The sequence below is a fragment of the Pseudomonas fluorescens genome, from assembly GCF_902497785.1.
In the GTDB taxonomy this organism is placed as follows: Bacteria; Pseudomonadota; Gammaproteobacteria; order Pseudomonadales; family Pseudomonadaceae; genus Aquipseudomonas; species Aquipseudomonas fluorescens_BO.
The window spans coordinates 25,032-38,608 of record NZ_CABVHK010000030.1 but is presented as its reverse complement, the minus strand read 5'-3'; the positions used below and the strand labels follow the sequence as shown (position 1 = coordinate 38,608).

Genomic DNA, 13,577 nt, shown 5'->3' with positions numbered 1-13,577 from the left:
GCTTGCCGGGCACTGGCAACTTTGTCGGTGAGTTCCTGATTCTGATCGGCACGTTCACCGCTGCACCGTGGATCACGGCAATTGCCACCTCCGGTCTGGTGTTCGGTTCGGTGTACTCGCTGATCATGATTCACCGTGCCTACTTCGGCCCGTCGAAATCGGACGCGGTGCTGCACGGTATGGATGCTCGCGAACTGATCATGGTGGTCGGTCTGGCGGCACTGCTGATTTACCTCGGCGTGTACCCGCAACCGTTCCTCGACACCTCTGCCGCGACGATGCATGGCGTGCAGCAGTGGCTCGGCACCGCCTTCACTCAACTCGCTTCGGCCCGGTAAGAGCGCTATGGAATTCACGACTCAACACTTTATCGCGCTAGCGCCGTTGTTGATCACCAGCGCCACGATCATCGTGGTGATGCTGGCGATTGCCTGGCGCCGCAACCACTCGCAGACCTTCCTGATTTCCGTGGCAGGTCTGAACCTGGCATTGCTGTCGATCCTGCCCGCCTTGAAGGTCGCGCCTCTGGCCGTGACCCCGCTGCTGCAAATCGATAGCTTCGCCTGCTTGTACATGGCGCTGATCCTGGTCGCCACCCTGGCTTGTGTGACCCTCGCCCACGCCTACCTCGGCGATGGCGGTTCGGGTTACCCCGGCAACCGCGAAGAACTGTACCTGCTGATCCTGATGGCCGCCGCCGGTGGCCTGGTTCTGGTCAGCGCGCAGCACCTGGCCGGCTTGTTCATCGGTCTGGAACTGCTGTCGGTGCCGGTCTACGGTCTGGTGGCGTATGCCTTCTTCAACAAGCGTTCGCTGGAAGCCGGCATCAAGTACATGGTGCTGTCGGCTGCCGGTTCGGCGTTCCTGTTGTTCGGCATGGCGCTGCTGTATGCCGATTCCGGCAGCCTGAGCTTCGTCGGCATCGGTCAGGCCCTCGCGGCCACCGGCCTGCCAAGCTCGCTGGCGCAGATGGGCCTGGGCATGATGCTCATCGGCCTGGCGTTCAAGCTGTCGCTGGTACCGTTCCACCTCTGGACCCCGGACGTTTACGAAGGGGCTCCGGCACCGGTTGCCGCATTCCTGGCGACCGCGTCCAAAGTCGCGGTGTTCGCGGTGATGGTGCGTCTGTTCCAGATCTCGCCAGCGGCGAGCAGTGGTGTCCTGAGCGACGTGCTGACCATCATCGCCATCGCTTCGATCCTGTTCGGTAACCTGCTGGCCCTGACCCAAAGCAACCTCAAGCGTCTGCTGGGTTACTCGTCCATCGCCCACTTCGGCTACCTGCTGATCGCCCTGGTGGCGAGCAAAGGCCTGGCCGTGGAAGCCATCGGCGTGTACCTGGTCACCTACGTGGTCACCAGCCTCGGCGCGTTCGGCGTGATTACCCTGATGTCCTCGCCGTACAACGGCCGTGACGCCGACGCCCTGTACGAATACCGTGGCCTGTTCTGGCGCCGTCCGTACCTGACCGCCGTGCTGACCGTGATGATGCTGTCCCTGGCTGGCATCCCGCTGACCGCAGGCTTCATCGGCAAGTTCTACATCATTGCGACCGGCGTAGAGTCGCAGCAATGGTGGCTGGTCGGTTCCCTGGTACTGGGCAGCGCCATCGGCGTCTTCTACTACCTGCGCGTGATGGTCACTTTGTACCTGATCGAACCGAACCTGCGTCGCCACGACGCCCAGTTGCACTGGGAACAAAAAGCGGGCGGCGTCATGCTGCTGGCCATCGCCGGACTGGCGTTCTTCCTGGGTCTGTATCCGCAACCGTTGCTGGTGCTGGTTCAACAGGCTGTGTTGGCGGGTTGATCGCTTAGCGATACTCGGTGGAAAACAGAAACGGCACCTTCGGGTGCCGTTTTTGCGTTTGGGGTTTCAAGATCAAAAGATCGTCCACTAGAAATCGATAGCCAGAGATGGCCTCTTCGCGGGCAAGCCCGCTCCCACAGGGACTGAGGGCGGCCACAAATTTTGTGTACGACACAAAACCTGTGGGAGCGGGCTTGCCCGCGAAGACGGACTGACAGACACCCACAAAAAAAGCGGCACCTTCCGGTGCCGTTCGCGTTTCAGGGTTCAGCAGTTACTTACGCGCATCCGCCCAGGATTTCAGCAGTTCGTTGTAGTTCACGGTTTCGCCTTTAGGCTTCTCGTTTGCCAGTTTCGGTTTCGGGGCACCCGGCTGGTCAAACCAGTATTGCGCATCGCGCTCGGGGTTCATTTTCGGTGCGCAGGTGGCTTGGGCTTTCGAGCGTTCGAGGCGGGTCATGATCGCGTCCTGATCCTTGGCCAGACCGTCGAGTGCCTGTTGCGGGGTTTTGTCGCCGCTCGCGGCTTCGGCAATGTGGCTCCACCACAGTTGTGCCAAACGTGGATAGTCCGGCACGTTGGTCCCGGTTGGCGTCCATTGCACGCGGGCCGGGCTGCGGTAGAACTCCACCAGGCCACCCAGTTTCGGTGCCAGATCCGTCATGGCTTGCGAGTTGATGTCCGACTCGCGGATCGGCGTCAGGCCGACGATGGTTTTCTTCAGCGACACGGTTTTCGAGGTCACGAACTGCGCATACAGCCAGGCGGCGAGTTTCTGTTTCTCAGGCGTGGACTTCATGAACGTCCAGGAACCCACGTCCTGATACCCCAGCTTCATGCCCTCCTCCCAGTACGGTCCGCGTGGTGATGGCGCCATGCGCCATTTCGGCGTGCCATCGGCGTTCATCACCGCCAGACCCGGTTTGGTCATGTCGGCAGTGAATGCGGTGTACCAGAAGATCTGCTGGGCAATGTTGCCCTGAGACGGCACCGGGCCGGATTCGGAGAAGGTCATGCCCGCCGCTTCCGGTGGCGCGTACTTTTTCATCCACTCGACGTATTTGGTGGTGGCAAACACCGCCGCCGGGCCGTTGGTGTCGCCACCACGGGTCACGCTGGAACCGACCGGATGGCAGTCCTCGACGCGGATACCCCACTCGTCCACCGGTAAACCGTTGGGAATGCCCTTGTCGCCGCCACCGGCCATGGAGAACCAGGCATCGGTGAAGCGCCAGCCCAGGGACGGGTCTTTCTTGCCGTAGTCCATGTGCCCATAGATACGCTTGCCGTCGATTTCCTTGACGTCTTCACTGAAGAACTTGGCAATGTCTTCATAGGCCGACCAGTTCACCGGTACACCCAACTCGTAACCGTATTTTTCCTTGAACTTGGCCTTCAGCTCCGGCCGTTCGAACCAGTCGGCGCGGAACCAGTACAGGTTGGCGAACTGCTGGTCCGGCAGTTGGTAGATCTTGCCGTCCGGGGCGGTGGTGAAGGAGATGCCGATGAAGTCCTTGATGTCCAGGGTCGGCGAGGTGAAGTTCTTGCCCTCGTTGGCCATCAGGTCGGTGATCGATTCAGTCTTGCCGTAACGAAAGTGCGTACCGATCAGGTCCGAGTCGTTGACCCAGCCGTCGTAAATGCTCTTGTCCGACTGCATCACGGTCTGCAGCTTTTCCACCACGTCGCCTTCCTGCAGCAGGTCGTGGGTCAGCTTGATCCCGGTGATTTCGCTGAACGCCTTGGCCAGCACCTTGGACTCGTATTCGTGGGTGGCGATGGTTTCCGAGACCACCTTGATGTTCATCCCGCGAAACGGCTCGGCGGCCTTGATAAACCATTTCAGCTCTTCCAGCTGCTGTTCCGCCGTCAGCGTGGACGGCTTGAACTCGCTGCCAATCCATTTCTTCGCGGCGTCTTCATAGGCATCGGCCCAGGCCGAAGCGCTCAAACCGCTGAGTGCCAGCATGGTCGCCAGTGAAATGCTATGTCGCAGCTTATTGTTTTTGTCGAACATAGAGACCTCCTTTATGGGTTTCGGAGCAACATTGCCGAGCGATTCGACTAGCCCCAACGCATCACAGCCAACAGCCACACCAGGGACAACGCGGACGCTACCCAGATGCTCCAGTCGGTGGCGCCGATCACCAGCAAATGCAGGTAGGCGCTGCCGAGAAGACCGATAAACAGCCGATCGCCACGGGTGGTGGCAATCGGCAACAAACCCCGCCGAAGAACGCTCGGCGACCGCAGCTCCCAGGTCGTCATGCCCAGCAGAATCAGGCCAATGACGATGAAAAACGCCGCAGTGGGGACCGTCCAGCTCATCCATTCCATCATCAGCTCCTCAAACCCGGCCGAGGGCAAAGCCCTTGGCCACGTGGTTGCGAACAAACCAGATCACCAGCATGCCGGGCAGGATAGTCAACACCCCCGCCGCCGCCAGCACGCCCCAATCGATCCCGGAAGCCGAAACCGTGCGGGTCATCACCGCCGCAATCGGCTTGGCGTTCACCGAGGTCAACGTCCGCGCCAGCAGCAATTCGACCCAGGAGAACATGAAGCAGAAAAACGCCGTAACCCCGATCCCCGAACCGATCAGCGGCACGAAAATCTTCACGAAGAACTTGGGAAAACTGTAGCCATCAATGTAGGCGGTTTCGTCGATTTCCTTCGGCACGCCAGACATGAAGCCCTCAAGAATCCACACCGCCAACGGCACGTTGAACAGGCAATGCGCCAGCGCCACAGCGATGTGGGTGTCGAACAACCCGATCGAGGAATACAGCTGGAAAAACGGCAGCAGAAACACCGCCGGCGGCGCCATGCGGTTGGTCAGCAGCCAGAAGAACAGGTGCTTGTCACCAAGGAAGCGATAACGCGAGAACGCATAGGCCGCCGGCAACGCCACGCTCAGGGAGATCACCGTGTTCAGGCTCACGTAATACAGCGAGTTCAGGTAACCGGTGTACCAGGCCGGGTCGGTGAAGATCACCTTGTAGTTGGCGAAGGTGAAATCCTGCGGAAACAGGGTCAGGCCGCTGAGGATTTCGGTGTTGCTCTTGAAGGACATGTTCAGCAGCCAGTAGATCGGCACCAGCAGGAACAGGATGTAGATCAGCAATGGAATCAGCTTTCTCTTGCTCATGGCAGACCTCAGCGGTTGGCGTCAGAGTGAGTCATGGCGGTGTAGAACAGCCAGGACACCAACAGGATGATCAGGAAGTACACCAGCGAGAAAGCCGCCGCCGGGCCGAGGTCGAACTGTCCGATGGCCATTTGCGTCAGGGTCTGACTGAGGAAAGTCGTGGCATTCCCCGGCCCGCCGCCCGTGAGCACAAACGGCTCGGTGTAGATCATGAAACTGTCCATGAAGCGCAGCATCACCGCGATCAGCAGCACGCTCTTGAGCTTGGGCAACTGGATGTGCCGGAACACCGCCCAGGCCGACGCCCGATCAATCCGCGCGGCCTGGTAGTACACATCCGGAATCGCCCGCAACCCGGAGAAACACAACAGCGCCACCAACGAAGTCCAGTGCCACACGTCCATCACCAGCACCGTGACCCAGGCGTCCATGGTGTTGGCCGCATAGTTATAGTTGATGCCCATCGCGTTAAGGCTAGAACCGAGCAGGCCAATGTCGGCCCGGCCGAAAATCTGCCAGATGGTGCCGACCACGTTCCACGGAATCAGCAACGGAATTGCCAGAATGATCAGCACTAACGACGACCAGCGGCCCTTGGTCGGCATGGTCAGGGCAATGGCGATACCCAGCGGGATTTCGATCAGCAACACACAGCCGGAGTAGATGAACTGGCGCAGCAGCGAGTCATGCAGCCGTGGGTCGAGCAACACTTGCTTGTACCAGTCGGCGCCGACGAAGTAGCGGCTGGACTGGTCGAAAATGTCCTGCACCGAATAGTTGACCACGGTCATCATCGGGATCACCGCACTGAACGCCACCAGCAAAAACACCGGCAACACCAGCCACCACGCCTTGTTGTTCTGCACCTTGTTCATGGCTGCACCCCATTATTGGCTTGCGCCTGCAGCAAATAATCGTCGGCATAGACCATCAACCACTGCGCCGGAAAACTGATGTACGCCGTGCCTTCCGGCACCGGCTTGTCTTCGGCCAGGCGCACTTTCAACGGCGCGCCGTCGAGGTTCAGGGTCATGATTTTGTAGGTGCCGAGGTCTTCGACGTGTACGACTTGTGCCTGCATCGCGTCGTCAAACGGCTCGTCCCACACGTGCACGAACTCCGGGCGGATACCGACCTTCAGGGTTTTCCATTCGGATTCGGCGATGCGTTGCTGTTGTGCGTCAGACAATGGCAAAAGCGTCGACGCGAATCCGACTCCGCCCGCTCGCGGCTGCACCTCGATCAGGTTCATCCCCGGGCTGCCGATGAAATAGCCGACAAAGGTGTGGCTCGGCCTCTCGAACAATTCCCTTGGCGTGCCGAACTGGACGATCTGCCCGCCATACATCACTGCGATCTTGTCGGCAAACGTCGATGCCTCGAGTTGATCGTGGGTGACGTAGACCATGGTGATGTTGAACTGCTCGTGGATCTGCTTGAGCTTGCGCCGCAATTTCCACTTCAAGTGCGGGTCGATCACGGTCAGCGGCTCATCGAACAGAATCGCCGACACGTCATCGCGCACAAGCCCGCGGCCCATCGAGACCTTCTGTTTTTCATCGGCGGTGAGGTTGCGCGCCTTTTTGCTCAGCAGCGCCTGGAGGTCGAGGACTTCGGCAATTTCCTGCACCTTGCTGTGAATTCTCGCCTCGGCCATGCCTTGATTGCGCAGCGGAAAGGCCAGGTTGTCGAACACCGTCATGGTGTCGTAGACCACCGGAAACTGGAAAACCTGAGCGATGTTGCGTTTCTCCGGGGTCAGGTCGTTGACGGCTTTGCCGTCGAACAGGACATGCCCCTGGGACGGGCTGAGCAGACCGGAAATGATGTTGAGCAAGGTCGATTTACCGCAACCCGAAGGCCCGAGCAAAGCGTAGGCACCGCCCTGCTCCCAGACATGGTCCATCTCGCGGATCGCGTAATCCTCGGGACCGCTCGGCGTGCGCGTGTAACTGTGGGCGAGGTTCTGCAAACGGATTTCGGCCATCAGGCAACCCTCGCGATACGTCGGCCGGGCGCCTGGACCAGCCGCCCCTGCGCATCGAACACAAACAGTTTATGGGTCGGGATGTAGATGCGAATCGGCGCATCGACGTCGTATTCGTGAACACCCGGCAAGTGCAGCACCAGCAGGAAATGCTCATTGCGCACGTGCAGGAAGGTTTCCGAACCGCTGATCTCCGCGACTTCGACGGTCACCGCCAGTTCGAGATCGTCGTCATTGCTCGGCACCAGCGAGATATGGCTCGGGCGCACGCCGAAACGGAACTCGCCCTCGCCCACCGGGCGCAGATCGACGTTCAACGGAAAGTGCACGAAGTTGGCGAAGCTGACTTCGTTGCCGGCAATCCGTCCGGGCATCAGGTTGATCGGTGGTTCGGAAAACAGCTCGGCAGCGAGCACGGTTTGTGGCTGGTGATAGACCTCGGCCGACTTGCCACTCTGGATCACCCGGCCTTCGTGAAGAATGGTCGTGGTGCCCCCGAGCGCGAGCGCTTCGTTGGGTTCGGTGGTGGCGTAGATGGCAATGGTGTGCCGGGCCTTGAACAGTTCGCGCATTTCCTGGCGCAGCTCTTCGCGCAACTTGTAGTCGAGGTTGACCAGCGGCTCGTCGAACAGGATCAGTTCGGCGTCCTTGACCAAGGCGCGGGCCATCGCCGTGCGCTGTTGCTGGCCGCCGGAGAGTTCCAGCGGATAGCGCTGAAGAAACTTTTCGATGCGCAGCATCTTCGCGGTTTCCAGCACTTTGCTCTGGATCAGCTCGTTGGACGCCCCGCCCTGACGCAATGGCGACGCGATGTTTTCGAACACGGTCATGGTCGGGTAATTGATGAACTGTTGATAGACCATCGACACGTTGCGCAAACGCACCGGGCGCTGGGTGACGTCGACGCCGTTCATCAGGATGCGGCCGCTGTCGGGCTTGTCCAGACCGGCCATCAGGCGCATGAGGCTGGTTTTGCCGGACAGCGTACGGCCGAGCAAAACATTGAAAGATCCGGGTTCGAAACTCAGGCATGCATCGTCGATCCAGGTCTGGCCCTCGACGGTGCGGCTGACGTGCTCCAGGGTTAATGACATGGCTCGGCCTTTTTTATTTTTGGAGTCAAGCGACCGGAGCAATAGAGCTAGTTTCATGCCAGAAATCGCAAGCTGTTGATCCCGCTTGGAAATCCTGAAAACTGCGGCTGAACGGCGTTCGTTGCTGAACAGAAATGAACAACCGCGGTTGAACAATTTAACAATTCGCCCGTTGACAATGAACAATAGTGAACAACACTCTACGGACTGTTTACGGCCCCGTAGGAGCTGCCCAAGGCTGCGATCTCTTGATCTTCAGTCCGGCAGTCTTGATGCAAAATCAAGATCAAAAGATCGCAGCCTTCGGCAGCTCCTACCCAGGTACTCCGTGCAAAAGTGAAGTGCTCATAAAAACAATAAAAGCTTATTCAGAGATCGACTGCCATGGCCGTACCCGCCTCGCCGCTCTCCCACGACGCCATCATCCAGGACTCCTGGTCCCGTTGCCGTGCGTTCGGTCTTGATCACCAGAGCGCCCCGGCGTTCGACCAGCTACCGCCAGCAGACATCGCGCAGTTGTTGGATAGCCAGCACTCACTGGTGCAGACCACCCATCAGGAAGTCTTGCCTTACTACGAAAACATCCTCAGCAACTCCAATTGCCTGATCATGCTCGCCGACAATCAGGGCCAGGTGCTGACGTCCTGGGGCACCCAGCGCTTCATCGAACCGCGCCTGGCCCGTGGTTTCAGCGCCGGCGCGAGCTGGATGGAGCGTTGCAGCGGCACCAATGCAATCGGCACCGCACTGGCCTGCGAGCAGGCGGTACACATCGAGCACGACGAACATTTCCTCAAGGCCAATCGCTTCATGACCGGTTCCGCCGCGCCGATTTTCGATGCCGAACGCAAGGTCATCGCGGTGCTGGACGTGTCCAGTGACAGCTACCTGCCGCCGTCGCATACCCTCGGCATGGTCAAGATGATGAGCCAGACCGTGGAAAACCGGCTGATCCTCAACCTGTTCCATGGCCAGCATTTTCAACTGACGTTCAACACCGGGTTGAACAACCTCGACAGCCAATGGGCCGGGTTGTTGATTTTCGATGAGAGCGGCCAGGTGCTGTCGGCCAACCGCCGGGCCGATAATTTGCTGGGCATCAGCTTGTCGCGGGTGAGTGTCGAGAGCCTGTTCAAGGTGTCGCTGCTGGAGCTGCTGAACCAGCCCGATGGCCTGCCATTCTCCCTTCAAGCCTCGGGGCGCAACCGCTTTCAGTGCCTGATGAAGCGGCCGAAGCAGGCGCCGATCCAGGCGCGGTTGTTTGCACCGCCCAGCGCAGTCGAACCCGCCGCGATCAGCCTCACCACCCTGCACTTCGGCGATGCCCGCGTGGAAAAAGCCGTACGCCAGGCAGAGCGCTTATTGGAAAAAGACATCCCGCTGTTGATCCACGGCGAAACCGGGGTCGGCAAGGAAGTGTTCGTCAAAGCCCTGCACCAGGCCAGCTCTCGCAGCAAACAACCGTTCATTGCCGTCAACTGTGCAGCGATCCCCGCCGAACTGGTGGAGTCCGAGCTGTTTGGCTACGAGAAAGGCGCCTTTACCGGGGCCAATCAGAAAGGCAGCATCGGGCTGATTCGCAAGGCGGACAAAGGCACCCTGTTCCTGGATGAAATCGGTGACATGCCCTTGCCGACTCAAGCGCGGCTGTTGAGGGTGTTGCAGGAACGTTGCGTACAACCGGTGGGCAGCAGCGAGCTGTACCCGGTGGACATCCGGATTATTTCGGCGACCAACCGCTCGTTGCGCGAGCAGGTTCAACTGGGGCGGTTTCGCGAAGACCTTTATTACCGCATCGGCGGGCTGACCCTGGAGTTGCCACCATTAAGAGAGCGCAGCGACAAGCAGGCGCTGTTCAAGCGCTTGTGGGAGCAACATCGTGAACCGACTCAATGGGCCGGGCTGAGTCGCGAAGTAATGGAGTTATTCAGCCGTCATCCGTGGCCGGGGAATTTGCGTCAGGTCAGCAGCGTAATGCAGGTGGCACTGGCGATGGCCGAGGAACAGCCTGTGCGGCCGGAGCATTTGCCGGATGATTTTTTTGTCGATCTGGAGATGGAGCCGGTGGATACGCCGCAAACCCTGGGGGTGGACTTGAATGATGCCGAGGATTTGAATCGGCAGTTGCAGGCGGCCGGGGGGAATATTTCGCATCTGGCGCGCAGGCTTGGGGTTAGCCGTAATACCCTTTACAAGCGGTTGCGTCAGTCGGAGGGTTAGGTCAAAAGATCGCAGCCTTCGGCAGCTCCTACCTTCGGATGGGGTATGCCCTGTAGGAGCTGCCGAAGGCTGCGATCTTTTGATCTCAAAAAAAACCCGCACAAGGCGGGTTTTGTTTTTCAGCGTTCGAACCGATCAGTCAGCCAGACGCCAGGTCGTGCCGCCCTTGCCGTCTTCCAGCACCACGCCCATGGCGGTGAGCTGGTCGCGGATACGGTCCGATTCTGCCCAGTCTTTACCCGCACGAGCCGCCAGACGCGCGGCAATCAGCGCATCGACTTCAGCCGCATCAACCCGCCCTTCCGCGCCGGCCTGCAAGAAGTCATCCGCCTCAAGCTGCAACACGCCCAGCACGCTCGCCAATTCCTTCAAACGCGCCGCCAAACCGGCCGCTGCATCCAGATCGCTCTCCCGCAGACGGTTGATCTCGCGCACCATCTCGAATAGCACAGCGCAAGCTTCCGGCGTGCCGAAGTCGTCGTTCATCACCTGAGTGAAGCGCTCGACAAACGCTTCGCCACCGGCCGGCGCCACGCTCGGCAGGCCTTTCAACGCATGGTAGAAACGCTCGAGTGCGCCTTTGGCGTCCTTGAGGTTGTCTTCCGAATAGTTGATCGCGCTGCGGTAATGGCTCGACACCAGCAGGTAACGCACGACTTCCGGGTGATACTTTTCCAGTACATCGCGAATGGTGAAGAAGTTGTTCAAGGACTTGGACATCTTCTCGCCATTGATGCGAATCATCCCGCAATGCATCCACGCGTTGGCGTAGGTCTTGCCGGTGGCCGCTTCGCTCTGGGCGATTTCGTTTTCGTGGTGCGGGAACTCGAGGTCGCTGCCGCCGCCATGAATATCGAAGGTTTCGCCCAGGCAGCAGGTCGACATCACCGAGCACTCGATGTGCCAGCCCGGACGCCCGTCACCCCACGGCGAAGGCCAGCTCGGTTCACCCGGCTTGGCGCCTTTCCACAGCACGAAGTCCAGCGGGTCCTGTTTCGACTCGTCGACTTCGATCCGCGCGCCGATGCGCAGGTCTTCGATCTTCTTGCGCGACAGCTTGCCGTAGCCCATGAATTTGGCGACGCGGTAATACACGTCGCCATTGCCCGGGGCGTAGGCGTAACCCTTGTCGATCAGCGTCTGGATCATGCTCTGCATGCCCGCAATGTGATCGGTGGCGCGCGGTTCCATGTCCGGCTTGAGGATATTGAGGCGCGCCTCGTCCTCGTGCATCGCCGTGATCATGCGCTCGGTCAGCACGTCGAACGGCTCGCCGTTCTCCTTGGCCCGATTGATGATCTTGTCTTCAATGTCGGTGATGTTGCGCACGTAGGTCAGGTTGTAACCGCTGAACCGCAACCAGCGGGTCACCAGGTCGAACGCAACCATGCTGCGGCCGTGGCCAATGTGGCAGTAGTCGTAGACGGTCATCCCGCAGACGTACATGCGCACATTGTTGCCATCCAGCGGCTTGAAGACTTCTTTGCTCTTGGTGAGCGTGTTGTAGATCGAAAGCACTTTTGAGGTTCCTTGAATCACTGGCCCCACGAATCACGCAAGGTCACGGTACGGTTGAACACCGGATGGCCGGGCTTCGAGTCCTTGATATCCGCGCAGAAGTAGCCTTCGCGCTCGAACTGGAAACGGTCTTCCGGCTGTGCATTGCCCAGCGAGGGTTCAGCACGACAACCGGTGAGCACTTGCAGCGAGTCAGGGTTGATGTTGTCCAGGAAACTGGCGCTGTCTTCGGCCTTCTCAGGGTTGGCCGAGCGGAACAGGCGATCGTAGAGACGCACTTCGCACTCGACGCTGGCCGCGGCCGGCACCCAGTGCACCACACCTTTGACCTTGCGGCCTTCAGGGTTCTTGCCGAGGGTTTCCGGATCGTACGAGCAACGCAGTTCGACGATGTTGCCATCGGCGTCCTTGATCGCTTCGTCGGCACGGATCACGTAGCTGCCGCGCAAACGCACTTCGCCGTTCGGTTCCAGGCGCTTGTAGCCTTTTGGCGGCTCTTCCATGAAGTCTTCACGGTCGATGTAGATTTCACGGGCGAACGGCAGAACGCGCACGCCCATGTCTTCTTTCGGGTGGCACGGCAGTTCGAGGTTTTCGACCTGGCCTTCCGGGTAGTTGGTGATCACGACTTTCAGCGGACGCAGCACGCACATGGCGCGCGGGGCGCTGTGGTCGAGGTCGTCGCGGATGCTGAATTCGAGCATGCCGAAGTCAACCACACCGTCGGAGCGGTTGGTGCCGATCATGTCGCAGAAGTTGCGGATCGATTTCGGCGTATAGCCACGGCGGCGGAAGCCGGACAGCGTGGACATGCGCGGGTCGTCCCAGCCATGAACGTGTTTTTCATCGACCAGCTGCTTGAGCTTGCGCTTGCTGGTGATGGTGTAGTTCAGGTTCAGGCGGCTGAACTCGTACTGGCGCGGGTTCGCGGGCACCGGCAGGTTGTCGAGGAACCACTCGTACAGTGGACGGTGGCTTTCGAATTCCAGGGTGCAGATCGAGTGGGTGATGCCTTCGATGGCGTCCGACTGACCGTGGGTGAAGTCGTAGTTCGGGTAGATGCACCACTTGTCGCCGGTCTGGTGGTGATGGGCGTGACGGATGCGGTACATGATCGGGTCGCGCAGGTTCATGTTCGGCGAGGCCATGTCGATCTTCGCCCGCAGCACACGTGCGCCGTCCTGGAACTCGCCAGCCTTCATGCGCGCAAACCAGTCGAGGTTTTCTTCGACGGAGCGATCACGGAACGGGCTGTTCTTGCCCGGTTCTGTCAGGCTGCCACGGTATTCCTTGGCTTGCTCCGGGCTCAGGTCATCGACGTAGGCTTTGCCGGCCTTGATCAGTTCGACGGCCCAGTCGTGCAGCTGGTCGAAATATTGCGAGGCGTAGCGCACTTCGCCGGACCATTCGAAGCCCAGCCATTTGACGTCGCTTTCGATCGCGTCGATGTATTCCTGGTCTTCCTTGGCCGGGTTGGTGTCGTCGAAACGCAGGTGGGTGACGCCGCCAAATTCCTCGGCCAGACCGAAGTTCACACAGATCGACTTGGCGTGACCGATGTGCAGGTAACCGTTGGGTTCAGGCGGGAAACGGGTGACGATCTGCGTGTGCTTACCCGAGTCCAGGTCCGCCTGGATGATCGGGCGCAGGAAATTGACCGGCACGGCAGGGCCGGTCTTGGAATTCGAGGTAGGGTCGACAGTGGGCTTGCTCATAGGATCCTTGAACGTACAAGTGCGCGGCCGGAAGACAGCCTGACAAAACAAAGCCGCTATCATAGCCGATGCCGTCAAGTCGCTGA

General features: G+C 59.7%; 10 protein-coding genes and 1 pseudogene. 3 read left to right on the top strand and 8 right to left on the bottom strand.

The genetic code is table 11. The features are described from left to right. Together F8N62_RS30395 and nuoN are read left to right on the top strand one after the other, a co-directional pair. Positions 1 to 338 (top strand): annotated as a pseudogene (locus F8N62_RS30395) (NADH-quinone oxidoreductase subunit M); the annotation flags it as partial. A 7-nt stretch (positions 339 to 345) separates the two neighbouring features. After that, the gene (gene nuoN / locus F8N62_RS30390) at positions 346 to 1,809 is read left to right on the top strand and encodes an NADH-quinone oxidoreductase subunit NuoN (RefSeq protein WP_150714057.1); all 1,464 of its coding nucleotides are present in this window, start codon (positions 346 to 348) and stop codon (positions 1,807 to 1,809) included. A 274-nt stretch (positions 1,810 to 2,083) separates the two neighbouring features. Here the strand turns inward: nuoN and F8N62_RS30385 are convergent, their stop codons facing one another. From F8N62_RS30385 to F8N62_RS30360, 6 genes are read right to left on the bottom strand one after another with little or no spacing between them, the layout of a single operon-like run. After that, positions 2,084 to 3,826, bottom strand: a complete 1,743-nt coding sequence (locus tag F8N62_RS30385; protein ID WP_150714081.1) for an ABC transporter substrate-binding protein — start codon at positions 3,824 to 3,826, stop codon at positions 2,084 to 2,086. Between the two features lie 47 nt (positions 3,827 to 3,873). Continuing rightward, entirely contained in the window at positions 3,874 to 4,146 is a 273-nt protein-coding gene (locus F8N62_RS30380; protein ID WP_150714080.1) for a DUF2160 domain-containing protein, read from the bottom strand. A 10-nt stretch (positions 4,147 to 4,156) separates the two neighbouring features. Then, on the bottom strand, positions 4,157 to 4,957 hold the full coding sequence (locus tag F8N62_RS30375; RefSeq protein WP_017339615.1) for a carbohydrate ABC transporter permease: 801 nt from the start codon (positions 4,955 to 4,957) through the stop codon (positions 4,157 to 4,159). Between the two features lie 8 nt (positions 4,958 to 4,965). Continuing rightward, on the bottom strand, positions 4,966 to 5,832 hold the full coding sequence (locus F8N62_RS30370; protein WP_008032762.1) for a carbohydrate ABC transporter permease: 867 nt from the start codon (positions 5,830 to 5,832) through the stop codon (positions 4,966 to 4,968). Then, on the bottom strand, positions 5,829 to 6,944 hold the full coding sequence (locus F8N62_RS30365) for an ABC transporter ATP-binding protein (RefSeq protein WP_150714079.1): 1,116 nt from the start codon (positions 6,942 to 6,944) through the stop codon (positions 5,829 to 5,831). The genes F8N62_RS30370 and F8N62_RS30365 overlap by 4 nt, the downstream gene beginning before the upstream one ends. Further along, positions 6,944 to 8,038: an ABC transporter ATP-binding protein gene (locus F8N62_RS30360; protein WP_150714078.1), complete on the bottom strand. Its 1,095-nt coding sequence runs from the start codon at positions 8,036 to 8,038 to the stop codon at positions 6,944 to 6,946. Before F8N62_RS30360 ends, F8N62_RS30365 begins: the two co-directional genes overlap by 1 nt. 384 nt (positions 8,039 to 8,422) lie before the next feature. On the opposite strand from F8N62_RS30360, the gene F8N62_RS30355 reads away from it, so the two are divergent. Beyond that, positions 8,423 to 10,258, top strand: a complete 1,836-nt coding sequence (locus F8N62_RS30355; protein WP_150714077.1) for a sigma-54-dependent Fis family transcriptional regulator — start codon at positions 8,423 to 8,425, stop codon at positions 10,256 to 10,258. A gap of 135 nt (positions 10,259 to 10,393) precedes the next feature. Here F8N62_RS30355 and cysS read toward each other — a convergent pair whose 3' ends face one another. Together cysS and F8N62_RS30345 are read right to left on the bottom strand one after the other, a co-directional pair. Continuing rightward, positions 10,394 to 11,776: a cysteine--tRNA ligase gene (gene cysS, locus F8N62_RS30350; RefSeq protein ID WP_150714076.1), complete on the bottom strand. Its 1,383-nt coding sequence runs from the start codon at positions 11,774 to 11,776 to the stop codon at positions 10,394 to 10,396. A gap of 17 nt (positions 11,777 to 11,793) precedes the next feature. Continuing rightward, a complete protein-coding gene (locus F8N62_RS30345; protein WP_150714075.1) occupies positions 11,794 to 13,491 on the bottom strand; it encodes a glutamine--tRNA ligase/YqeY domain fusion protein in 1,698 nt (565 codons plus the stop codon). Positions 13,492 to 13,577: the final 86 nt, after the last annotated feature.

Coding starts and splice junctions, on each gene's coding strand:
- nuoN (WP_150714057.1), top strand. CDS start 346: ATGGAATTCACGACTCAACACTTTATCGCGCTAGCGCCGTTGTTGATC.
- F8N62_RS30385 (WP_150714081.1), bottom strand. CDS start 3,826: ATGTTCGACAAAAACAATAAGCTGCGACATAGCATTTCACTGGCGACC.
- F8N62_RS30380 (WP_150714080.1), bottom strand. CDS start 4,146: ATGGAATGGATGAGCTGGACGGTCCCCACTGCGGCGTTTTTCATCGTC.
- F8N62_RS30375 (WP_017339615.1), bottom strand. CDS start 4,957: ATGAGCAAGAGAAAGCTGATTCCATTGCTGATCTACATCCTGTTCCTG.
- F8N62_RS30370 (WP_008032762.1), bottom strand. CDS start 5,832: ATGAACAAGGTGCAGAACAACAAGGCGTGGTGGCTGGTGTTGCCGGTG.
- F8N62_RS30365 (WP_150714079.1), bottom strand. CDS start 6,944: ATGGCCGAAATCCGTTTGCAGAACCTCGCCCACAGTTACACGCGCACG.
- F8N62_RS30360 (WP_150714078.1), bottom strand. CDS start 8,038: ATGTCATTAACCCTGGAGCACGTCAGCCGCACCGTCGAGGGCCAGACC.
- F8N62_RS30355 (WP_150714077.1), top strand. CDS start 8,423: ATGGCCGTACCCGCCTCGCCGCTCTCCCACGACGCCATCATCCAGGAC.
- F8N62_RS30345 (WP_150714075.1), bottom strand. CDS start 13,491: ATGAGCAAGCCCACTGTCGACCCTACCTCGAATTCCAAGACCGGCCCT.